The sequence below is a fragment of the Spirillospora sp. NPDC048823 genome, from assembly GCF_043198445.1.
Lineage (GTDB): Bacteria > Actinomycetota > Actinomycetes > Streptosporangiales > Streptosporangiaceae > Spirillospora.
This window is the reverse complement of the sequence record NZ_JBICUT010000004.1, coordinates 1-22,530: the sequence shown is the minus strand read 5'-3', so window position 1 is coordinate 22,530 and position 22,530 is coordinate 1. Positions and strand designations below refer to the sequence as shown.

The following is a 22,530-nucleotide window of genomic DNA, read 5'->3' as shown; positions in this document are numbered from 1 at the left end:
GGTCAGAGATTCCGTCGGCGGTTCCGGTCGGGAACCTGCGGCTGTGTCCGTCGCGCGGCCGGCACTTCGGAGGCTTGCCTCGAACTCATCTCCAGTGCGTCGTCGATGGAGTGAGGGAAATCATCAGCCGCCCGTTGCACGTCAGAGCCTCGGGAGGGGCCAGACGGAGAGTTCACCGGGACGGCCTTGGCGATGATGTGCTCTGGCAGGTTGGTGGCGATTTCCAGGACCGTGCGCAACTCTTCTGGCCGGGGCTCACGCCCTTGCTGGCGAAGCTTGGTTCTGAGCTGGTCAGCGATCTGGCTCGCACGCTGTTCTTGGCGGGACTCCTCCCACTCGCCACGGTCCGGGCCGTGGAACCGAGCAGCCCACTCGGCGCCGGTTCCTTCACTGAGTTGCCCCGGCTGGGTTGCGGGATCGCCAGTGCGGACGTTCGGATCCCGCGTAAAGAACGGCGCTGCCTGCGTCATCGCGTCGAGCGGGTCCTTGCCTTCACCGCGGAATCGGTCGTAGTGGCTCATCGCGTGCGGGTGCAGGTGACGCAGCCGCTCCTCGCATTTGCGGACCGCGAGGGACGCGGAGGCATTGTCCGAGGCGTACGGGACAGCCGCGCCCCATGCTTCGGCGACGTCCAGCAAAGGTGCCTGGCGTAGCCATTTCCGGTCGTGCGCACGGCCCCATCGCGAGCGTGCTTGGGCAAGTGCCGCCCTCTGGGCTTGGGCTTGTGCTCGTTGAGCCTGATCGTCTCGCGCCTGCCGAGTGGCCTCTGACCGCTGACGACGCTGGGCGAGGCCTTGCCGCGTTGCGACGGCCACCGACACGATCTGGACGAGTCGCTGCCCGCCGTGCTGGAGACCTTCGGCGATCGGGTCGGGGTGTTGCTGGCTCATGCAGTCCTCCGATTCTTGTCGGGGCGCTGGGAAGGTGTTCTGTGGGGAGAGCTGTGGACGTCAGACCTCTGCCGATCAAGCCGGCTGGGGCCTGGTGGTAAGGGGAGGTCGTCCGCTGAGGGCGCGACGTCCGGTGCAGGCTCCGGGCTGATCGTTGAGGCGACGATGGCCGTGATCTCGGCCGGGTCCATGCCCGTACGGGCCGCGACGCGGGTGACCTGGCGGGCGATCTGGTCCGGCGGGAGTTCGGCGATCAGGGTTGCGGCGGCTTGGGCGGCGGCAACGCGGGACTCGACGAACTCCAGTGTTCCCCCGAACCTCTGGATTCTCTCATCCACCACCAGGTCAGCGAGGGGAGTTACAGAAAGTAACGCCTCCCGGACAGCTGCGTGTCTCGCCGAGGACAGGAGTTCTGCCGGGTCCTGACCTTGGGGAAGGACGGCCGCCTCGACCGGCCCGGTGACACGGCGAAGCGTGGGCCAGGCTCGGATCGCTCCGGCTCGTCCAGCGGGGTCGCCGTCGAGCGCGATGACCAGACCGGACGTTGCGAGATCGGTGCAGGCGGCGATCGCCTCTATCTGTGGGGCGGTGATCGCCGTGCCGCATGGGGCGACCGCGGTGTACGTCTCCGGCACGACCGTGTTGACCGCGATCGCGTCGAGCGGCCCCTCGACCAGGAGCGGACGTGCCGTGTCGGCGAGCGAGGCCCGTCCCTCGTGGAGGCCGAAGAGGGTCTCGCCTTTACGAAAGAGCTCCGTCTCGGGGGTGTTCAGGTACTTGGGGCCTTGAGCATCATCGCGACGGCGGCCGATGAAGCCGACGATGTCGCCGTCCTGGTCCCGGAGGGGGAACAGGATCCGGTCCCGGAACAGGTCGAAAGGTGCGCCGCTCTCGCTGCGCTTTGCGAGACCGGCTTTGATGAGCGTCTGATCGCGGTGTCCCCGCTCACGTAGATGCCGGAGCAACGCGTCGCGGTTGCGGGGCGCGAGGCCGATCTCCCATTTCTCTTGCGTTGCCGGAGTGAAGCCGCGGCTGGCGAGGTAGCGGGCTCCCCAACTTCCCGGCAGGTTCCGCTTGTAGAACCGGTGAGCATCAGCAAGGGCCGCCCGGAGTTGTTGCGGGGAGACGTCCGATGATTGTTTCGATTCCGGAACCACGCTGCGGGTTGGCGGCGGGATCCGCTTCGGGCGGTCGACCCTCTCGGCAGCGACCGTGCTTGAGACGGTCGCCGGCGGATCACTGGTTCGACCAGGCTCAGACAGATCCCTTAGCTGGCGCCGAAGCCGCGTGCTCGTCCGGATGATCTGGTCTCCGACCACACGGATCGCGGCGGACGCGTCGGTCCGGCTGTCCGTCCCCGCCCACACTCGCGGTGACGGAAAGGACAGGTGCGCGTCCTCCAGCCCCATTTCAGTAAGGACGACATAGGCGATCGAGTCTGCCAGGGCGCGTCGAACGCCTCGGCATGGGGCGGAGTGGCCGCCATCGGTGTCAATATGTCCGCCGTGCCGGAGGGCGTGGGCGAGCTGGTGGGCGAGCAGTGACGCCGCTGCGGTGTCGTCCAGTTCGGGGGCGATTTGGATCCGTCGTCCAGGGCGTCCCAGGTAAGTCCACCCCTGCCCACGGTCCACATAGAGCCCAAGGTCGGCAGCGAGCCTGGACAGCCGCCGCAGGCCCTCAGCAGCGGAGTTCAGCTCCCTCTCGATCGTCTCGCCGTCGGTCTGCTCGATGTCGAAGACCGTCCGCGGCTTCCCTCGCGTGGAGATGATCCGGATCCCCGTCTCTCCACGCCGAACCTGCCGTCCCTGCTTCTGCCATGCGTCGTACGACCGGACGTCGGTCGCCGACGGTCGCTGAGCGGGGATCAACAGGGTGTTGGTGAATCCGTAGCGTCCATGCCGACTCGCCTGCTTCAGCCAGATATCCCACGCTGGCCGTCCGTCGGCGAGGCCGGCGACAGCGTGGTCCGCGATCCCCTGAAGGATGCCGAGCCGGCGCCGCTGTTCCTCGGCCTGCGCCTGCTGATCTCCACCAACGGGAACCGTCATGACGATCCTCGCCTGGCCGACTCCTCGCGCACGGCGGCGATCATCTGGGTGAGCCGATGGTTGGCGATCGTGAAGCCCAACTCGCGAAGGCGGCTGCCGAGCCGATCCCGGCTGAGCTGCACACCTTCCCGCTCCACTTCGCGCTGGAGCTGCCGGGCGACGGCCATCAACCGGTCGTCACCGTCATGTCTGATCTCGTCGCCCAGGTCTTCGTCATCGTCCCTCCGCGTCGTGAGCTGCGCGGGCAACCGGTGGAGCGCGAGCCGGTCAGCCAGCGGCGCCCGCCACCGCCAGGACCATCTGCCGTACTCCTGCTGCAGTTCCGAGACGGCCTCCAAATGGCGGTACTCCAGGTCAAGCCCCTGCCGGTACTCAGTGATGTGCCAGAGGATCATGCGGCGCCACAGCAGCAGGCTGGAGACAGGTGCGAGCGCCCAGCGCGCCGCGGGTATCCGTTCGACCCGGCCAGCGGACGTGAGTCCGACCCATCGGCGAATCAGGTGCCGGACGCCTTCGACCACCGTGATGAACAAGACCGGCATGGCCGCGTTCATGACGCTCCCGGCGAAGTCCCCGTGCGCGGCCGACACGTTCACCAGGACCGTGCCGGCGATGTAGACCCAGGCGACCCAGCGCAGCACCGGCCACGGCATGTCGAGGTACTCCATGAGCAGATCCCAGGCCAGCAGAATCAAGATCCCGACGTCCATGCCTACCGGGACGATCCAGGCGAGCCCCTCGAAGTACGGCTCGGCCATCCGCCGGATGGTGGTGAAGGAACCGAGACCGCCGAGAACCGCAAGGGCCACGATCAGCGGCGCGACCCCAGCAGCCACCCACTTGACCACTCCGACCTCCGGAGCCCCACGCCCCGATGCCGGTCGCCTGGGTTCTCGGTTCTTCGCACTGCCCACCGGAGTCGTTGCTTTCAGTTGCCGGAAGGAGGTCACCGCACACGCCTCTCGACCATCCAGACGAGCAGCCGCGCGACGTACCTGACCTCGTCGGTTGTGCCGAGGATTCGGCCGTAGGCGGTGACATAGGCGTAGGCGTCGTCGGCCCCCGCGCACAGGACGGTCTCCGACCACCCGTTGTGCCGGATCCGCAGGCGCCAGCGCCCGTTGCGCGGCTTACGGGCTCGTACGCAGGCCCCGATTCGCCTCAGCTCGAAGTGCAGTCGGAGGAGACGGGCACGCCGTTCCTCCAGGTCAGCCTGTGTTGTCGCAGCCTGCGTGTGCATCGTTCCCCCGGTGATGTCAGCCGATGAGCCGGAGCGGCCATCAACTAAAGTCCTTGATCTAGAAGATGCATCACACGCAGAGGTCAGTCAATCAAAGTAGATGATCGGCGTGTTGGTCGCTTAACAACAAACACCCGTCCCGCACCCGGCGTACACGTAGTCGACCCCGTCCCGTCTGCGGGTGTCGGATCTGGAGCGGTACCCCGAAGCCGTAGAGAACCTGCCGGCCGCTGCCCGACTTCTCACGGCCGGGGCCGATCGCAACGAAGTCGTCCAGGTGGCCCGGGCCGCGGCCTATGAGGCGGTGTTCGGGCTACTCTTCCGCCTCACTGCCGAAGGCCGCGATGTTCAGGCCCCAGAAGACACACCAGGCTGGAGCCTGATGGGAACCACAAGCCAGGACCGCCTCACCGGACGCCCCGTTCAGGGTCTCCACGAAGATTTGCTGACGATGGACCCATCAGGCCACGACGGACAAGATCTGTTTCAGTAGCGACCACACGTACGACCTGCGATGCGGACCAGGCCGAAGGGCACGATCCGTAGTGAACTTATCTGGAGAATCCTCGAAAGACCCCATCCGGGTCCACGCTCCCGGCGAACTCGAAGAAGTCCATGTTGGCCAGGGAGAGATTTACTTCGATGGAGGGAAGCTCGCTGGGGATCACTCGGAACGTTCGCCCATAGTTCCCATTCCGCCGGTTGAGGTCCACGAGCAGGATCGGCTTCTCGCGCGAGGCGAGGGTGGTCTGGTCCACCACGGCAATGAACCGACCCTGCATGGCCTCAGGGAGTCGAGCGAGGATCTCCTCCACCGAAAGTTCCTGGTAGGCGCTGTCATCGGTGAACTCGGGCGAGTACATGTATTCACTTTCGAGTTCTTCGGGTCCGTCAATCGCAGTTCGAGTCGCCTCCCAGGCGCTCTGATCAGAGAAGTCAGTACGGATCACCAGCATGGCGTCACCCCTCGGGTCAGGTCGCTGTAAATATGACCGCACGCCCGGCGTTGGCCGCTCGCGCGTAGAACGTCCGTATGCCCAGGAAGTTCTCCCAGGTGTAGTCGAAGTCCTCGTCGTCGTGCGGCCCGCTGTAGTCGCCGTCGTCTATGGCGTCGAAACGCTGTCGCAGCCACATCTTGTCGACCCGATACAGCGCCTCGGCCACGTCCCGCACCTCGGCGCCGGTGACGTAGACGACGTAGTACTCGCCATGTAGATGCCGGCCACCGAGGAGGACGTGCGATAGCGGGTATTCGCCGCCGTCAGGATCGAGCGATCCATCGCCGAGGCAGCGATGGATCGCGTCCCATGCCTTGTCACTGGACACCGACAGGCCATCGTCGTTCCAGGTTTCTTCGATGTCTTCGAGGATTTCCCCGACCTCGGCCCCGCCCCGGTCGCCTGCCCATAGCAGAAGCCGCTCATGGTCGGCGGTGATCGCGAAGTGAACTCCCAGCATGCCCAGAGATGCTATCCGCGATAACGCACCCTGATCCTCCGCAGATCTGATTCGACATCGCATTGTTCTGCTTCAGCGTCAAGCAGGTCGTTCATTTCATCGGGCACGCTGCTCCCGTCGGGTGGGCGGCACGGGCACGGCCGGTCTCTGGGTCACTGGGGTGCTGGGAACGGGAGCCCACGGATCGGGGAAAGCGGCCATGGCTTGCCGGACCGGCGAGGGCAGGATCGGCTCTTCAGGTTGTGGCGCGAGGTGGTGACCGGCAGCCGCCTTCGCGCGGCTGAGGTGCCTGTACGCCGTCCTCGCCGCGTCTGCTTGCGCCTGGCGTTGCTGGAGTCGGCGAAGCTGGGCGATGGTATCCACCAGGGTGATCAAGCGGCTGACCAGCATCAAGATGGAGACGGTCGTCCGGTGCTGGTCCCCGGCCAGCGTCAGGAGCCGGGCCGCCGTGCGCAGCGCGTTCCCGGCCGGACTGGGCCGGGGGATGCGGCCGTAGGGGGCCCGGGCGGCACGGTCGTAGGTATCGGCGGCGCGTCGCAGGTGGAGGTTGCCGGTGGCTTTGGCCGCCGCCTGCAAAGCGTCGGACGCGGCCCAGCAGGCGTCCTGGGCGGCATAGGGGTTGATGGCCAGGTGCCGTCGGAGCTGGGACGTGGCGTGAGCGGCAGCATGCGCGGCATCGTCATACAGCGCTTGGCGCTCTTCGAGCGTGAGGTCGTCCTCCAAGTCGGCGGATCGGCCCTGGGCGCCTCCAGCCGAGGTCTTCCAACGTTGCTGGATGCGCGGCAAGGTGAGGTCGTCGCCGAGACGGCCGCCGGTGTGCCAGACGGGTTCGCCGTCGGGCAGCGCAACGGCGTAACCGGTGACCTGATCGGGGTCGGACTGGCTGTAGCGACATCTGACGAGCAGTCCTCGCTGTTGGAGTAGGTCAAGGAACTCGCCGGTCGTCCAGGCTTCGTCCGCCGCGCGGCGGACCGTCGTCCGCACAATGGCCCTGATCGTCCGCGCGGACAAGTGCCGTCCAGACAATGGACGGGGCGGTGGACCGCCGGCGCCCTCCGGCGTCCACCGGCGCCGCAGTTGGGGAAGCGTCAGGTCACTGGCCAGCTTCCCTCCGCCGAACCACACGGGCCGTCCGGACGAGCCCAGATCATCGGACAGCGCGACGGCGTAGCCGGTGATCTGGCCGGCAACGCGTGTGCTCTCCCGCTTGCGGACCAGAACGCCTTCGGCCCCCAAGGCGGCGAAAAACTCGGCTTCGGTTCGGGCTCCCGCCGCCGCAGCAGCGACGTGGCGCCGCAGCACGTTACGGGCGGGTTCGCCGCGCCCAACGCGGAGGGCCTTTTCGGTCTCGGCGCGCTTGGGCCGCCGCGCCGCCGTCCGGTCCGCCGGTGCTGTGGACCGCAGACCGAACCGCTCCTCCATGGCGCGGCATCCGTCCCGGATCCGATAGCCGTCGTTCCATACGTCCGGACGCACGCCGTCCGCGCGCGCCAGCGTCGCCACGATGTGGACGTGGTCGTCGGCATGGCGGACCGCGATCCAGCGGACGGCGTCCTCGTCTCCGTCCGGGGCCAGCCCGGTGCGGGCCATGATCTCGTTCGCGACCTCGGCCCACTGCTGATCACTCAGGCTCGGATCCTCCGGCGCCGCCCGGACCGACAGATGCCACACCGGCTTGCGGTAGTTGCGTTCGCCCAGCAACGCGAGCGGCTGGGTGAGCAGGCCGTCCAGGTGCCGGAAGTCCCGGGTGCCATCCGGATGCAGGCCCGGCTCCAGCTCCCCGGGACTTCGGAACCCCGCCACGATGTGAGGGTCGCGGTGTTCCCCGTGCCGTCCGGGCCCGTACAGGTAGCGGATCAGCCCCTGTACCCGCTTGCCACGCAGAACCTTCCCGATCAACGACCGACCCTCCCCGGCGTCAGGGAAGGCGCTCGCGTAGTTCGTCAGCGAGGTCATCGAGTTTCCGGACGGTCCGCGCCGCCGAATCGGCGTACCACCGAAGCTGCGGCGGTGGATCCCCCGAGTTCAGCGCCGCGACAACCTGGTTGAAGTTCACGCCGATGCGCCGCACCTGGCCTGACGCGTGCATGACGGCCCCGAGCAGTTCCCTCAACTCGACATACTCGGGGCGAGGCGTACCGTTCGCCGCGGCCAGTAGCGCCTGGGCCGCCCATGCTCCAGTCGCCATATGCTCTCGCTGGGCAGCCGTTAACAGCGATGCATGCTCGCCCTCCGACAGCGCGATGTACAAAGCCCGACCACGCCGAGGGGTACGGTGCGCCCTCCGGTTCAGGTGCACGGCACTCCTCGGTGTCAGCTCAGCTCCGGCGTCCTCCACTACCAACTCCTCCACATCGGATCGCGCTCGATCCGCCTCGTTGCTGCGGACCGCGCCCGGTCCACAGCCATATCCTTAGGATTTCCATTTCTTGCCCCGCGCCAGCCGGGCCCGCCGTGAGCCACCCTCCCGAGGCCACGTGCGGTGTGAGGACGAGCCTTGCTCCGCTTCCCGTCACAGCCGCCTGGTCGGGCCAGCGGAACCAGATGCTCGTTCCGCTACATATCGAGGCCGCTTAGGTTGATCACATGAGTGAGGACCATGCCGGCGCCCTGTCCGATCAGGACTTCCACATCCTGGTAAACCTGCTTCGCCGCTTCTGCGAGTACGAACTGGACCAGTTCGAGCTGTGGCGATTGACCACGACCTACGGCGAGAACTACATCAACATCGGTCGAGTACCGGTCGGGGCATCTCACGATGCGTACAGCGATCTAGACACCTGGGAAGCTGCGCATGGTGGATCGCCTGGCCCGTTGAGTCCTGCCGCCAGGACGTCACCGTCGCCAGGGGTCCCAGACGGACAGCCGTCCGGTCAGGCATCCGCCGACTCAGGAGGAACCGAATGAGCACCAATGACGGCACCGTGCTGCCCAAGCTCGCCGCCCCGGCCAGGCGAGCGCTCGCAGGCGCCGGCTACAACACCCTTGAACAACTCGCCCAGACGGGCGAAGGCGAGATCGCGGCACTTCACGGAATGGGCCCAAACGCGATGAAGACCCTGCGAGAGGCCCTCCAGCAACACGGCCTGTCCTTCCGCGCCGACGGCTGACCTTCAGTCAGAACGCGATGCGGCGTTCACCGCTCGCGACGCGGGTGCGGCACCTGCGGCGAGGAGCGCGCCTCCGCCGACGCCTGCTCAGCGCGGCCGGGATTGGGCAGGACGTCGCCGATCGGTTGAGGAAAGTCCTCCCCTGCACATCCCACCTGCTCCCCGCTCTCATCGGACACGTGCGCCACCTTCGCGTCGGCTTCTGCGGGCCGGTCGAGCGACGGCTCGCGAGCGTGGATGGGCGTGAGCGCTCCTGCCGCCCGGCGGAAGGTCTCGCCGAGGTCCATGGCCTGCTCGGCAGCTCGCGACATCGCATTGTGCGCCCTCGTCACGGCGGGGACCGGGTCCTCATCTTGATCATGCCCGAGCCGTCCGGCATCGAGCTCCTCACTGAGGAACGCATCCAGTTGCTGGGTGGTCTGGACGAGGCGGAAGGCGGTCTGGGCCAGGTTCCCCAGAACCGTGTACACGGCCGCCGGCTGAGTCAGCCCCGGCGGGCTCTGGGTCAGACGGTTGAGCGCTCGGACGGTTTCATGCAGCTCACCAGCGAGCCGCTCGATGTCCTCGTCCGTACGGGTCTCGTGATCGTCCATGCGGGTGCTCTCCAACGAGGTGAGGTCGGATCATCCAGCACTCCTCCCTTGAAACGACAGCCACAGTCTTGACGTCATGTAGAGCTATCTAAGACTGTTTGCGCTCCACAATGCCTGATGTGCCATCCCGAAATCCAGCTTGATCAACGGCGTGTCCACCTTGCTCGTCGGGTCAGGGCAGGATCTTGTGCGGCTCGGTGACCGAGGACCCCGACAGCGTCATCACCCGCGTCTTCGACCACGCCGAAGCCCGCGACCCCCTCCACGCCCGGCGCTGGGTCGTCCTGGTCGACGGAGCACCTGAGCCAAGAGCGGTTCGCCGTCGACCCCAGATGGTGCCCCAGTGCCAGAATCTGCGGGCGACCTGGAGGGGGACGGCTTGAGTGAGCCTGTGGTTCGGCCGAACGAGATGACGGTGCCGTTGATGCCGTGCGCGTCAGTGGAGGAGGCCTTGGCGTTCTATGAGGCGCTGGGGTTTGAGGCGACCTACAAGCAGAGCAGGCCCTACGTGTACCTGGTGTTGCAGTGGAGCGGGTTCCAGCTGCACTTCGGCCCGGCGCCCAAGGGGCTGGATCCGGCCCGAGAAGAGTCTGGAGGGTGCCTGGTCATTGTCGACGCCGTGGCGCCCTATCACGCGGAGTTCGTTGCGGCGATGCGCCGGACGTACGGGAAGGTACTGAGGTCCGGCCTCCCGCGAATCACCCGCTACCGGCCCGGCGCGTCCCGATTCACGCTGATCGATCCGTCCGGAAACTCGATCATGTTCATCCAGCGTGACGAGCCCGCCGAGCTGGAGCACGGGGGCTCCAAGAAGCTGGTGGGCCTGGCCAAGGCGCTCGACAACGCCCGGATCCTGCGCGAGTTCAAAAACGATGATCTTCAGGCGTTCCGTGCGCTCAAGTCCGCGGTCCGCAGGCACGGCGCAGACGCCGCGATGACTGAGCAGGCCATCGCCCTGTGCCACCTCATCGACCTGGCCACGGTCCTGGGCGAATCCACCAGTCCCTGGCTCGCCGATCTGCACGATCTGGAGCTCACACAGGACGACAGAAAACGCATCGAGTCAGAGATCGGGCATCTCACCGGACTTCAGGAATGGCTCCCTCCAAAGTGACGAGTACGGCTATCTAGCAGCAGTGTGTGGGGCCAGAAGTCGTACGATGGGGCCAGCCGTCGTGCATAGAGCCACTGGTCGTCCGCCGGGCGGGGCTCTGGGGCGGGTCGGTCGGTCATCGAGTTCCTTTGGTGAGTTCGAAGGACTAGACCCTGGCTATTGCGAGGTTGCGACAGAACGCCGGCCAGGAGCATGATGTCGCCATGACGACACGAAAGGGCCATGCCTCGTAGGCGCCCACATGATCTCAGAGCCGGACGACGCGGCCGACCCGACCGGAATCCGCGGGTGGTCAAGGACGATCGGGACTGGATAGCGCTGCAAGTCGTCCGCTCCAGCCCTCCGGTGCTGTGCGGTGTTCACGTCCTGATCGAGGTCAACGACGTGCCGTTGCTGAACTCGTTCCATGATGGATTTAGCCACGTCATCGGTGTGCACCCGGAACCGTTTTTCGCCTCCACCAGTGCGCTGTTCCCAAGCGGCGAAGAACCGGCGGCCCTGCCCGTCGGTGATCCGATCGACGGTTGTGACCCCGACTGCTGTGGCGTCGGGGTAGCGGTCTGGCGGCATGGAGACTGCGTTCATTGGCGGCTGATAGGCGACCGCTGGAACCGTCGCCTGCCGTCCACTGGGCTGGCGTTCGATCGCGAGGAGTACATGTTCACAGTCGAATGGGCCCGCGGCAAATGGGCAGCCCAAAGCAGTAGGCGTGCCGTACATAAGTGATCACAAGATTGGCAGCACCATCCCCGGGTCGATAGTCCTTACCCGGGGAGTTTGGTGGGCCTAGCTGGCCTAAGTATTTTTCCAGCGGCGATGGCGTGGTCTTAGGCGCATTCGGCGGTACAGCCGAGGGGCTGAGGTGGAAACGGTGGGACCGCCATATCGGCACCGGATCTGCGTGATGCTCTTTATACGCTCGGGGGCTACCTCCGGCCCCTGCTCTCCACAAGCGGCGCATCAGCCCGGCCTCGAGCTCGAACGCTGCTGAGTTTTTCTCATATCTAGGAGGCTGATTCTTCCGGAAGCAGCGTGCTCATGGGCAGGTCGACGACCAACCATACTCAGTCCGCCAAGCCTCGCTGGACGGCGACTACACCGAGTTGGAATCGTGTTTCGGCGCCGACTTCCTCACGCAGCGTTCTAATGTGTCGACGAATAGTGGTAAGGCTCATATTCATGCGTTCTGAGATGGCTTCGTCAGGCAAGCCCTGGACGAGAAGACGCAAGATCTTAACCTGGCTTTCCGGGACACCATGGCTATTGGATCCGGTCCCACATACGGGGACGGCTTGCTCCCATAGCAAGTCAAAATAGTCCCGGAGCGCCCTCACGATCACCGAGGACTGGACGAGTAGGACGCCGCCCATCTCCGCCGATGTAAGTGGGAGGACTGCGACCGCTTCGTCCGCGAGCTTCAGGCTCATTCGGATGCGTGGAAGGATGCGCACCTCGACCCCGGTCTCGGCTATCGCTTCCAACCTGTCGCGCGTGGTCGCCTCTCGCATGCAGCGGGCATCGTAGATAGCTCTGCGGCGGACGCCGCTCTCCACCGATGAGGGCGCTGAGCCGCTATCCCTCTCCTCGACTGGTTCTGTAGGGGTGTGACTGCTCAGGGTCAGCCACTCACGCTGTGCCGACCCCAGGAGGGTGCTTGTCAGCCTGCCGACCCGATCGCCGTCGGTGATGATCTGGGCCAGTTGCCCCACCGACGGATCGGTCGTCGCGCTTCTGGACGCTGAATAGTCACACATGCGCTGGTACCCGTCCAAAAGTCGCTCATAGTCGCGCAGCGCATCCCGAGCAAGACCGACAAGCGTGCGCTGCATCACCACATCCATGGGGGCCGGGACCAGGCGGGGTGGAGGGCCAGTTGCAGTTTCATCTATCTGAGCCATTCCAGCACGAAGGAGATGGCCTACCTTGTCGGCCCCACCGAGCGAGTCAGCAGCATTTTCAGGGGGGCATCCACCTGTGACCAAGAGTCGCAGGTACGAATGAAGGGCGTCTCCTTCAACGACTCCACCAAGCAGCCGAACGGCTTTCTCTTCAAGAGAGCGCATACGATACCCCAATCAAAGTGTTCGGACGCAAGCCCAAAAGGTGATCAGTCAAAGTGGGGCGAACTTTGACGCATCAACCTCTTTGGCTTCGGTTCTCGCACCAAACTCGTGGCGAGGTGCAAGACGGAGCACGAGAAGTGTCGAAAACGTGGCGATGACGGCGGTGGTGCCCGACCAGAACGCCAGCTTCTCCGGGCCGAAAGTACTGGCAAGGGGCCCGGACGCAAGCATGATCAGTGGCATGAGGGCGTAGCTGGTGACCATGTTCCAGCTGTTGACGCGGACGAGAACGCCGGACGCGAACCGCTCCTGCAGGGTGGTGGTCCAGAGGACGTAGTAGACGGCTTGGAGCACACCGGGAGCCAAGGCGGCGATGGCGATCGGTTGCCAGGGCGCTCCACTCCCCATCAGAAGCATGGGCAGTGCCACCGACATGGGCAGCAGTGCAACTACCGGGATGGTCCTCGTGGGGCGCCAGCTCGCGCCGACCAGTGCGCCCACCAGCGCGCCAAGTGGTTCGCAGGCTCTGATGATTCCCCAGGCCAGCGCATCACCGTGCCCGTTGGTGGTGTAGAGAGGGCCGGCGATCTTGGTGTAGCAGACCACAGCGGTCGTGATCGCCATGTACTGCAGGGTCATGATCCACACCCAGGGGCGGGCCCCGAACTCGCGCCATCCTTCACGCAGATCGCGCATCGGGCCCACGCTGGGTTCGCTGGGGCGCGAGGTGGTCAGTCTGCTCAGCAGGACGACACTCACACCGCACAGCACGCCCCGCACCGACGCCGCCCAGGCCGGGCCGACCGCGGTGACCATCGCTCCGGACGCGACGAGTCCGACGAGCAGGCCAACCGACTCTGTTTGCTTGACCAGCGCATTCCCGGCCGGCCGATCGGGCGAGCCGAGCAGGTCGGCGATGATGCCGCGGAGGGTGGGCAGGAAGATCGCGGTGGCGACTCCGCCGACGGCGCCCAGCGTGCACAGCAGCGCGAGAGGTGCCTTGCCGCTGAACAATGCGCTGCCAATGGCCAGCCAGGACAAGCACGCGAGCGTTTCGGCGCCCATGAGGACGTGGTGCCGGCGGAACCGGTCGCCGATGACGCCGCCGCAGATGATCAGCAGGGCGGGGAAGGCGTTGCAGGCCATGACCAGCGACAGTCCGTGCGCACCGTAGCCCTGGTTCAGCACGCCCCAGGCCAGCGCGAGCTGCCCGAATCCGACGCTCGCGCTGGAGATGACCCGAGAGATGAACAGTGGTGCCACGGACGGGTCCCGGAAGAGGGCGAGCGGCGACAGGAATCCCGGCATGGCGTCTCTCCTACTCGCTGGTCAGGTGGGTGAGGAGGAACTCCGCAATGTCGCCATAGGCCTTGATCTCGTTAGTGCGGTTGGTGAATCCATGTCCTTCGTCGGGATACACGTCGTAGCGGACATCGACGTCGCGGGCGCGGAGCAGGGTAACGATCTGGTCGGACTCGTCCTGGGGGACGCGCGGGTCCCGTGCGCCCTGGATGACCAGCAGTGGTGCGGTGATGGCGTCGGCGTAGGTGATCGGGGATCGGCGGGTGAGGTGTTGGGCGTCGGTGTCGGGGTTGCCCAGGACTGCGTCGACGGTGGGTCTCCAGGTGGGTGGGCAGGCTCGGGCGAGGGTGACCAGGTTGGACGGGCCGCAGAACGACACCCCCGCCGCCCACCGGTACGGCAGCCGAGACAGGCAGGACAGGGCGGCGAATCCTCCGTAGGAGCCGCCCATGACGGCGATCCGGTCGGCGTCGATATCGGAGAGGGTGCGCAGGTGGCGGACGGCGTGGTCGAGGTCGTCCAGGTCGATGCCGCCCCAGTTGCGGTAGATGAGCTTTTGGTGGGTGAGGCCGTAGCCGGTGGAGCCAGCGATGTTGGGGGCCAGCACCGCCACCCCCTGGTTCAGCAGGTACTGGTAGAGCCCCGAGTAGGCGTATTCGGGGCGTTCCTGGGCTTCGGGGCCGCCGTGGATCGACAGCAGGACCGGGTGTGGACCAGTCGCATGCGGCCGGTACAGCAGAGCGTGGACGCGGCGGCCTCCGGAGGCCGGGTAGGTGATCAGGTCCGGCTGGACGGGTTCGACCAGGTGGATGGCGGGTGGGCGAACATCGGTGAGATACCGGAACCCGGCCGCCGGTTCGAGTAGCCCGATTTCGCTGGGCCGGGTGGCGGTGTCGATCTCCAGGACGATCCGTTCCCCGTCCGGGCTGAGGTCGATCGCGTCGATGACGCCCTGCGGCACGTCCGCCAGCGGGAGTTCGATGCCGTTGCGCGTGGCGCGCAGCACAGAACGCCCGCCCTGGTTGATGGACCAGACGAGTGTGTCGCCGGCGGCTTCGATTTGCTCGACATCCCACTCATCGTCGGTGATGCGTACCAGGGAGGAGTCGGTCAGGGAGTAGCGGCCGACGCAGGTGAACTCGCCCCACACGTCGGTGGCCATATAGAAGGAACTCGAGTCCGGGGTCCATGGCCCGGGGACGAAGTAGCCGTTCCCGTATCCGGCGGTTACGCACACCGCCTGGACGTCAGGGGCGGTGAGGTCGATGAGGTAGGTGGCGATGTCGGTGTTGGATCGGGAGCCGGCGGCCAACAGCCACCGTCCGTCCGGGGAGACGTGGGCGGGGGTGAAGTTGACGCCCTCGGGAGGGATGATGCGGCGTTCGGTGTCGTCGGCCAGGTCGCGGAGGAGGATGTCCTGCACGGTGCGGTCGCGGTCGTTGGCCGCGTACAGCAGATACCGGCCGTCCGCGTCGAACGGGAGATCGGCCAACACGCGCTGGCAGTCCGGGCCGGTGCTGATCTCGGTGAGGTCCTGGTCGTCGGTCCCGATGCGGTAGATGCGGTACTGCTCGTCGCCGTTGAGGTCGGCGGTGAACACCAGGCTGTTGCCGTCGGGCCACCAGGCGAGGTCCCGCACCGCCCGCCCGTCCAGCCGGGTCAGTCGGCGGGGCGGCCCGCCGGCCACCGGGATCGTCCACAGGTCGAAGGATCCGGCGGCGTTGCTGGAGTAGGCGACCGTCTTGGTGTCCGGAGACAAGGCCACCCGCTGACGGAAACGCTCGGTCGGCACGAAATCTAGGAACTCGGGCATCTCTGCTCCAGGGGTCGGGGGTCAGTCGAGCCAACCTCGGCGGGCGACGGCGGCGCCCATCGCGATGCGGCTGGTGGTGCCGAGGTACTTGCCGATCGCGCTGACGTGCCGCCGCACGCTGCTGGTCTGCAACCCGATCTGCCGGGAGATCGCCTCATCGGTCATCCCCTGCGCGAGCAGCCGCAGGATCGACATCTGAACCGGCTTGAGCGGCGCCTCCGGCTCGGTCGCCCCCAGCGGCACAGCGCGCTGCCACAGCAACTCGAAGTACTCACGCAGCGCGGCGACGATCGCGGCCGATTTGATCAGCAGCGCGCCGGGCAGGCCGGTTGGGGTGAGCGGCAGTAACGCGACCGCCTCATCGGCGAGTTTCATCTTCATGCCGATCTCCGGCAGGATTCTGGCCTGCTCACCGGCTTCGGCGTGCATGCGGATGATCTTGATGCCGACGGGGTGTTCGGCGCAGGATGCCTGGTAGATGGTCCGGCTGGTGACGTTGCCCTCGAACGCCGGAAGCGGCGGCATTCCGGCCAGCTCTTCCAGTGGACGTTCCATGGCGAAGTTCTCCAGGGTCAGCCAGTGGCGCCGCGCCGTTCCGAGCAGGGCGCGAGAAGTGTCGGTGATCTCGGTCCGGTCGGTGAGAATCCGCACCAGCTGATCGGCCTGGCCTTCCGCGACTCCGGGGAAGGGGTGCATGTCGACCATGCGCCGCTGACCGTCCAGGAGACGTTGCTGATCGGCGACCAGTTTGCGGGACAAGGCCGCGAGCACTTCCTGCAGAGCGAGATCCGGCGCGGTGGCAACCAGCCGCGGAAGAACCGCCAGGCCGGACGGCATGACATAGGCCAGCCCGGTCTCGGTCAACGCCTCCACGATCTGCGGGCCGCCGAGCGCTTCGGCCGCCTCGGACGGCAGGCAACCGTCCATGGCCAGCAACCGGACGTAGGGGACGAGTAGTTCGTCGGCGACGATCCCCTGCAGAAGCCTGGTCGCTGCCAGTTCGGTCTGCGTACTCACTCACACCTCCGATGACAGAGAGTATCGACGCGAGTGAGTGTGGTCACCAGAATGGTCGGTGAGCGTTTCGTGTCAATGAGCAAAGTCGCCATCGACCGTCCCGTCCCCCGGACCGTGCTCGCCGAGGCCCAGCCTTCGCCGGTTCCCGGGGGCCGACCTCATGGGGAAGCATGCGCCGGAGCCTGGCGACTTAGACCCATGAGGTGTTTCGGTCAGGGCTCTCACCTGGCCAAACTCGGTTTGATCAGTGCGCCCGACCCTCGATCAACCCCGGAGTGACCATGGAACGACTGCGTAAGACCACTCACGCGCCCCTGACTCGCCGACTCGTCGGCCTGGCATCTCAGCGCCGCAGCGTGCGCCCACACAACGAGCCCTCCCGCGACCCCTTCCTGGCGCGAGCCTTCAGCCACCCCATGGGAGCCGGCGTCATCGGCCCCGGTGCCCAACGCCTGCTCCGCACGGTGCTGGTCGACACCCTGACCCGCAGCACCGCGCATTGCGATGTCGTCATCGTGCGCCCGGACCTCGAACGACTGCTCGGCGCCGCGTCCTCCCGACTCCTGTCGCGCTTGACCTCCGGCCTCCACATCACCGACACTCTGGAGGACGCGATCGAACACCTTGAGAGCAGACCTCCACGCATCGACGCCGCCGGACGGGTGGAACAGTCACCGGTCCTGTGGCTGGCAACACCGGGGGCCGATGCCGACGTCGTCCACCAGACCCTCGAGGCGCAGCCCCCGGGAGAGCTCATCGCGCTCTTCAACGGGCCGTGGCCTTACGGCCCCACCCACTTCATCGACATCGACGGCCCCCGGCGCCTCCCGGACGGCCTCACCCTGCTCACCCGAGACCAAGCGATCACCACGCTCGGCGTCCTCCGCGAATCACACTGAGATCGCCACGGGTCTGTCCGGCGCGTCCAGCAAGAACGGCCAACCAGGTGTCCGAGCTCTGCAAGTTGCGAACCCTCGTAGGGGCGATGAGGACCCAGGAACCGTGTCCGCCGATGCGGAGGGATGTTGCGAACCCTCGTAGGGGCGATGAGGACCCGCAGGCCGGCGGAACCACCGTAGACCACCTCGACCGTCTTCTTCCCGCGCCGAGTCACGGTCCTGCGTAGCTGCGCGACCTGGGCCGCGCCGGTGAACCCGGTCCATGCCGGGGCGGAGGCGACCTTGATCGTGCGGCGGGTCCGGCGGCCACGGCCTGTGGTCACCGTCGAGGCCGCCGGGACATCGGCCCAGGGCAGCCTCTTCAGCCGCCGGTACAGCCCGGGCATGTTCCCCTTCACCGTCATCACGTAGTCCGCACCCCGGCCGACGACCAGTTCGGCGGTGCCGGTCTGCGTGTGCAGGGCGTCCATGGTGATCACTGCCCCGGCCAGGTCGGTGAAGGCCCGCAGCAGGTCCCGGACGGCGGGGATCTCGTTCGATCCGGCAGCGACCGCGACCTGCCCGAGTACCGCACCGGCGCCGTGCGCCAGGGCCGCGACCAGATGCGGCGCCTTCCCGCCCTTGCGCTTGGCGCCGCGGACGGTCTTGCCGTCGACCGCGATCACCAGCCGGTCACCGACGCGAGCGGCCCGTGTCCACAGCCAGGCCCCCAGGACCGCGTCCAGCCTGTCGGCATCCAGGGCGGCGAACGCCCGCCGGAACGTCGACTCCTCCGCCGGCCCGCGGGTCGCGCCCAGCGCGTGAAGCACCTGGTCACCGGCATCGGCGGCCCACTGCCCGATCGCGGCGAACGACCGCGACCCGGCCACCACCGCCGCGATCCCCACCGCGAGCACGCCCGCCAGGGTGTGGCGCCGGCCCCGTCGCTTACGGGGATCGGGCACCTGCGCGAGCAGATCAAGCAGGTACTGGCCACGAGCGGCGGAAACACAGGAGAATGTCATCGGCGGGTGGGTCCTGTCAGCGGCGATGGTGAGCGTGAGAACTTCCATCGAACCGCGCGGGCCCCACCCGCTACTTGCGAACCCCCAAACCCGCCTACCGGACCAGCGACCCCGCAGGTCACACCCTCATTTCACGACCTTGCCGGATCCCTGGCAGCACACCTGGCCGCGAACTGCCAGGTTGACCAGGGCGAGGGCGTCCACGCCAGCCAGCCGCGCCGGGAAGAACGCGCGAGGACGTTCCTGCAGCCTGCGCTGGTCGGAAGCGGCCGTGGGAGTCGGGTGCGAGGTACCCCGACCGCATCGTCCGAGGTTCCTTCCGATGCCTTGGCTGCTCCGTCTCCACTGCACCCTGTCAGTTTCTCCGGTGCCGCCGAGCGATGCGCTCGATGGGCCTGTCCTCCTCGAAGTGCCTTACGGACGACGTCGTAGCGTTCGATCAGGGCTTCGAAGCGCTGGGAGATCCACTCTCATGCCGACGAGCGAGTGTAGGGGTGAATGCATGGAGGAACCTTGGGCGGGTCATTCGGTTATGCCGTAAGGCTGATCTCGTTGGCTACCTGTGGTGATGGATCGCTCAAGCAGCGTCCCCCCGGGGACGCTCCTGAGCCTTCTCCATTGCAGACAACCAGGCTAGGTCGGCAGCCTTTCCCAAACGCTCCCGACCCTTTCCGGCTAGCTTAATCAGCCGCCCGGGGTGTCGCTCGTCATATTCAATTATCCATTCTCTGAAGCTCGGATAGTAAAACCTGGGCTCCTCAGCGGACCAGATCGCCTTCTGAATGGGCTTCTTGCTGTCGGCCTGCACAAATCGGTCGACGTGCGTCAAAGCAAGGTACAGATCACGCAGCGCGGTGTGGGCAGCCCCCATCGTTCCCGGTGGCAATGAGGCCATCACTTTGAAGACGTCGTCTGTCACCTTATCATTACGCTGATTCATCAGCAGCGTAAGCAACTCCTCATCACCGACACCTCCTGCAATCTTGGAGCGCGCTCTAAGAATATCGATCTTGTTTCGCGCGTATCCCCAAAGGAGGCCCATGCCGAGCAGTCCAATCACAGCACCTCCGAGTATGCTCTCCCGCAGATCCTCTTCAGCAACTCCCTCAACTCGCGGCAAGTCAGCTTCCGAAATGCCGACCAAGAGACCAATTACCCCGCCGACAGCCACGGCCATTACGACTACATCGCGCATATTTTGCGCGACTTGTTCGCGAGTGTAACGTTGCGGAATCGCGGTTCGAATGGAATGAATGAGATGGGGGCGGACAAGGCCGAGGTGAGGGGCCGCAAAATCGATTATCTTAAGTCGTCGCGCGTCGTCGATAATGCGATAGGCCATGGCCAAGGGCCAGGTCGTGAGGTATGCGGATACCGCGCTGGACAGCCCGTCATCGGCATTTCCTGTACAGATCAAGAATAGTGCAGGCCCGATAAGCAGGACACCCGAGAGTGCGCCCAACAGGGCAAATACTGCGAGAACCGCGGTGGCGCCGATGCCAACGAAGGGATGAATAGCGCGACCTCCGGTCAGGGTGAAGCGCAGAAAAAGTAGGCTGGCGATAATGAGTAGAATTCTTGTTTCAGAAGTCTTTGACCACTGCACCACATCGATAATGAAGAGGGCCGAGTAGATCACGACGACATAGATGGAGACCGCCTGCAGTACCCGGATGACACCCATGCTTACATCACTTAAGGAACGAAGTGCGCCGCTTCCGGGGAAAGCCCCCTGTCGCAGCACACGTCGATATATTCCAGCATCAGATACTGTCGCGGCCACCGCAATTATCCGGGCCCCTATCCCGAGCTGGTCAAACACCCCCGGGAGGCTCGTCAACTGCTCCGCCGCAACCTTGCGCGGATTCATGCCGTGATCGAGTGTGAGGCAGCCTTCGAATGCCCACTTGGCCACGTCCGTGGAACATAGTGACAGCACCCTCACCGCATCAGCACGCCCGTAGGGCATCACGTATGGCAGAAAAGCGCTCACGACAAAACGATCGGCAAGGGCAGTCAACGCGGATGGTATGGCCACGTCCGTCCTGAACCGGAGCCCTTCAGCCAGAGTCAACAGGATGTGCCGCGCGGTTGGGGGCCAGTCGAAAGTGGCCGACTGGGTATCGGGCTGTAGTCCTGCCGGGCCGAGCAAGTGGGGTTGGATGTCATTCACCAGGTTGGTGCACCCGGCGGCTTCGCGGTCCAGTAAGGCGGTGGCGGCAGTTAAAAGCTCGGTGAGCTGTGGTTCGGTGCAACGCTTCAGCACCCCTATCGCCGGGACACGCCACGCCTCGTTCGCAAGCAGCGTGTCAGTGGCAGTTTCACCGGGAACGCGAAGAATTCTGCGGGCGGCGAAGTGGGTCAGTAGTGAAGCGTCGGAGAAGCCGAGAGGCTGGTCATCTCGCACCACAAGCAGGCCTGCGCTCATCAGCGAGCCTATCAATTCTGGTTCGTCCGCCCTCCACGTTCGTCCCGCGAACCGTCCGTACGCCAGTTCCTCTGCGAGCAACCTTGCTTCCTCAGGTCGGTTCTGTCGGGATAGCCGGCGTTCGATAATTGCGTCAAGGACATCGTGGAATGAGTGCACTTCCAGCGCACTCACCTCAGCCTGTTCGAAATGCTCGGCAAGCATCCAAAAGAGGGACGGGACGATAAGGCGGCCGTGCTGGAGATCAGTGACCTCGGTCCAGCGCTGCAGCCGGGCTCGCAGTTCGGGTGTTAGGGAGAAAGAGCGGAGTACCGCCCGTCGCCAGGAGGGCGAGGTGTAGGCGAACTCCAACCGTCTGCGGACGCCTGGAAGTTCGCTGCTGGTCCGTATCGCAACGAGTGCGCGAAAACTCGATGGTCTGGCCAAATCTGCGATCGCCTGCCATGCACGTTCTCGCACGGCGGGGTCTATGGAATGGAAGGAATCCACAAAGATCACCCATTGCACATGCTCTCGCGCACCTTGCAAATGTAGGTCTAGTTCGTCGAGTAGATGCTCCCCCCGATTACGGACGATCTCCCTAATGTATTCGTGCAAGGCGTTCACCGACGGAGCCGGGTCGGAACCGAAAACCCTGGCGAGATCGATGTAGACGGGGATTACTTTGACGCGTCTGCCCCTGGTCGCCCGCTCGGCCAAGATGCGCGTGGTCTCTCGGAACTCCACGCTCTTGCCGCCGCCAGCGGGCGACTCGACCGTCACGAGGCCCATACGCGCCTTCCGCGCCCATGTGATGAGCGTGCGCGACCGTAGTGGCTTTCGGCGCGAATGCTGCTCCAACGTGGGGAGCGGCTTGTAAACCGGCGGCCGTGCCGGGCCATTAACGCCATCGGCAAGTGCCTCAACGATCTGCCGCACCGGCGCGGATTTCCGGTCGGCCGGCAACGTGAGCGCGCGCCAGGTACCCGCAACCGCAAGCACAACGCCACCGCAGAAGCCCGCGACCGGCAAGGCGTGCGTCGTCCAGCGCACGGCGAGTCCGGCCACGACGAGCTCGACCGCGAAGGTGCCGGCTGTGATGAGGCCCAGGAGGGAGAGCAGCCATCCGCTGATCTTGCGGAAATGCGGTGACCGGTCACGCCGGGAGACCACGTCCACGATGACGGAGAGAGCGAACGACAGAATCCCGGCCAAGCCCGAGAGAACGGATATGAGTTCGGCTGTACCCGCCCAATAGTGCGCCATACACCCTTGATAGCGCGCTACCTGGCTGCATGTGTCCCTGTTGCCATAACAGGCCACTCGCCGCGGCACAGTGAGGCCGCACCATGGTCGGTTGCGACGGTGGCTCCACGAGTCGCCCGCTTCGTTCTCATGCGGGTCGCCAGCCCCTTGCCCCAGCACGGAGAGGGAGGATGTGGCATGGCACCCCACGTGTAGCCTCGATCTTTCACGTTGCTGAAGCGTCTGCCTGAACGGCGTGACGAGCGTCCCCGGGAGCGGGTTTTCGGTGTCGGAGCATGCTGATGGCCCGGCTGCCGGGCCGGGTGG

General features: G+C 65.8%; 21 protein-coding genes. 6 read left to right on the top strand and 15 right to left on the bottom strand.

The features are described from left to right. Window positions 1–2 precede the first annotated feature (2 nt). The 4 genes from ACGFK0_RS10970 to ACGFK0_RS10955 form a co-directional block, all read right to left on the bottom strand. A complete protein-coding gene (locus tag ACGFK0_RS10970; RefSeq protein WP_392902959.1) occupies window positions 3–890 on the bottom strand; it encodes a hypothetical protein in 888 nt (295 codons plus the stop codon). Continuing rightward, a complete protein-coding gene (locus ACGFK0_RS10965) occupies window positions 887–2,938 on the bottom strand; it encodes a toprim domain-containing protein (protein ID WP_392902957.1) in 2,052 nt (683 codons plus the stop codon). The genes ACGFK0_RS10970 and ACGFK0_RS10965 overlap by 4 nt, the downstream gene beginning before the upstream one ends. Further along, entirely contained in the window at window positions 2,935–3,774 is an 840-nt protein-coding gene (locus ACGFK0_RS10960) for a DUF2637 domain-containing protein (protein WP_392902955.1), read from the bottom strand. The genes ACGFK0_RS10965 and ACGFK0_RS10960 overlap by 4 nt, the downstream gene beginning before the upstream one ends. Window positions 3,775–3,884: 110 nt before the next feature. Beyond that, on the bottom strand, window positions 3,885–4,178 hold the full coding sequence (locus ACGFK0_RS10955; RefSeq protein WP_392902952.1) for a hypothetical protein: 294 nt from the start codon (window positions 4,176–4,178) through the stop codon (window positions 3,885–3,887). Between the two features lie 181 nt (window positions 4,179–4,359). Here ACGFK0_RS10955 and ACGFK0_RS10950 point away from each other — a divergent pair, with 181 nt between their 5' ends. Next, complete coding sequence (locus ACGFK0_RS10950; RefSeq protein ID WP_392902950.1) at window positions 4,360–4,671, top strand: hypothetical protein; 312 nt, start codon at window positions 4,360–4,362, stop codon at window positions 4,669–4,671. 58 nt (window positions 4,672–4,729) lie between these two features. Here ACGFK0_RS10950 and ACGFK0_RS10945 read toward each other — a convergent pair whose 3' ends face one another. The 4 genes from ACGFK0_RS10945 to ACGFK0_RS10930 form a co-directional block, all read right to left on the bottom strand. After that, window positions 4,730–5,134 (bottom strand): DUF6924 domain-containing protein, encoded by a 405-nt coding sequence (locus ACGFK0_RS10945; protein ID WP_392902948.1) that lies wholly within the window; start codon window positions 5,132–5,134, stop codon window positions 4,730–4,732. A 16-nt stretch (window positions 5,135–5,150) separates the two neighbouring features. Further along, the gene (locus ACGFK0_RS10940) at window positions 5,151–5,636 is read right to left on the bottom strand and encodes a YfbM family protein (RefSeq protein WP_392902946.1); all 486 of its coding nucleotides are present in this window, start codon (window positions 5,634–5,636) and stop codon (window positions 5,151–5,153) included. 96 nt (window positions 5,637–5,732) lie between these two features. Further along, window positions 5,733–7,592, bottom strand: a complete 1,860-nt coding sequence (locus ACGFK0_RS10935) for a relaxase/mobilization nuclease domain-containing protein (RefSeq protein ID WP_392902944.1) — start codon at window positions 7,590–7,592, stop codon at window positions 5,733–5,735. Next, window positions 7,555–7,887, bottom strand: a complete 333-nt coding sequence (locus ACGFK0_RS10930) for a hypothetical protein (protein WP_392902942.1) — start codon at window positions 7,885–7,887, stop codon at window positions 7,555–7,557. Before ACGFK0_RS10930 ends, ACGFK0_RS10935 begins: the two co-directional genes overlap by 38 nt. Before the next feature lie 335 nt (window positions 7,888–8,222). On the opposite strand from ACGFK0_RS10930, the gene ACGFK0_RS10925 reads away from it, so the two are divergent. Together ACGFK0_RS10925 and ACGFK0_RS10920 are read left to right on the top strand one after the other, a co-directional pair. Further along, the gene (locus ACGFK0_RS10925) at window positions 8,223–8,543 is read left to right on the top strand and encodes a hypothetical protein (RefSeq protein ID WP_392902939.1); all 321 of its coding nucleotides are present in this window, start codon (window positions 8,223–8,225) and stop codon (window positions 8,541–8,543) included. Further along, on the top strand, window positions 8,540–8,746 hold the full coding sequence (locus ACGFK0_RS10920) for a DNA-binding protein (protein ID WP_392902936.1): 207 nt from the start codon (window positions 8,540–8,542) through the stop codon (window positions 8,744–8,746). The genes ACGFK0_RS10925 and ACGFK0_RS10920 overlap by 4 nt, the downstream gene beginning before the upstream one ends. Window positions 8,747–8,772: 26 nt before the next feature. Here ACGFK0_RS10920 and ACGFK0_RS10915 read toward each other — a convergent pair whose 3' ends face one another. Then, window positions 8,773–9,339 (bottom strand): hypothetical protein, encoded by a 567-nt coding sequence (locus ACGFK0_RS10915; RefSeq protein ID WP_392902933.1) that lies wholly within the window; start codon window positions 9,337–9,339, stop codon window positions 8,773–8,775. Between the two features lie 451 nt (window positions 9,340–9,790). Between ACGFK0_RS10915 and ACGFK0_RS10910 the strand changes: the two genes are divergently transcribed. Further along, complete coding sequence (locus tag ACGFK0_RS10910; RefSeq protein WP_392902930.1) at window positions 9,791–10,453, top strand: glyoxalase; 663 nt, start codon at window positions 9,791–9,793, stop codon at window positions 10,451–10,453. Between the two features lie 288 nt (window positions 10,454–10,741). Continuing rightward, window positions 10,742–11,179, top strand: a complete 438-nt coding sequence (locus ACGFK0_RS10905) for a hypothetical protein (RefSeq protein WP_392902928.1) — start codon at window positions 10,742–10,744, stop codon at window positions 11,177–11,179. Between the two features lie 338 nt (window positions 11,180–11,517). Here the strand turns inward: ACGFK0_RS10905 and ACGFK0_RS10900 are convergent, their stop codons facing one another. The 4 genes from ACGFK0_RS10900 to ACGFK0_RS10885 all read right to left on the bottom strand — a co-directional run bounded on the left by ACGFK0_RS10900 (window position 11,518) and on the right by ACGFK0_RS10885 (window position 16,558). Next, window positions 11,518–12,282 (bottom strand): LuxR C-terminal-related transcriptional regulator, encoded by a 765-nt coding sequence (locus ACGFK0_RS10900; RefSeq protein ID WP_392902926.1) that lies wholly within the window; start codon window positions 12,280–12,282, stop codon window positions 11,518–11,520. A 282-nt stretch (window positions 12,283–12,564) separates the two neighbouring features. Continuing rightward, window positions 12,565–13,824, bottom strand: a complete 1,260-nt coding sequence (locus ACGFK0_RS10895; protein ID WP_392902924.1) for an MFS transporter — start codon at window positions 13,822–13,824, stop codon at window positions 12,565–12,567. Window positions 13,825–13,834: 10 nt separating this feature from the next. Then, a complete protein-coding gene (locus ACGFK0_RS10890) occupies window positions 13,835–15,631 on the bottom strand; it encodes a S9 family peptidase (protein ID WP_392902922.1) in 1,797 nt (598 codons plus the stop codon). Between the two features lie 21 nt (window positions 15,632–15,652). Next, on the bottom strand, window positions 15,653–16,558 hold the full coding sequence (locus tag ACGFK0_RS10885; RefSeq protein WP_392904032.1) for a LuxR C-terminal-related transcriptional regulator: 906 nt from the start codon (window positions 16,556–16,558) through the stop codon (window positions 15,653–15,655). Window positions 16,559–17,004: 446 nt separating this feature from the next. Here ACGFK0_RS10885 and ACGFK0_RS10880 point away from each other — a divergent pair, with 446 nt between their 5' ends. Further along, window positions 17,005–17,547: a hypothetical protein gene (locus ACGFK0_RS10880; RefSeq protein ID WP_392902919.1), complete on the top strand. Its 543-nt coding sequence runs from the start codon at window positions 17,005–17,007 to the stop codon at window positions 17,545–17,547. On the opposite strand, the gene ACGFK0_RS10875 is transcribed toward ACGFK0_RS10880, so the two are convergent. Continuing rightward, a complete protein-coding gene (locus ACGFK0_RS10875) occupies window positions 17,430–18,551 on the bottom strand; it encodes an ISAs1 family transposase (protein ID WP_392902917.1) in 1,122 nt (373 codons plus the stop codon). The two genes, ACGFK0_RS10880 and ACGFK0_RS10875, sit on opposite strands and share 118 nt — an antisense overlap. 577 nt (window positions 18,552–19,128) lie before the next feature. Continuing rightward, the gene (locus ACGFK0_RS10870; RefSeq protein WP_392902914.1) at window positions 19,129–22,224 is read right to left on the bottom strand and encodes a hypothetical protein; all 3,096 of its coding nucleotides are present in this window, start codon (window positions 22,222–22,224) and stop codon (window positions 19,129–19,131) included. Window positions 22,225–22,530: the final 306 nt, after the last annotated feature.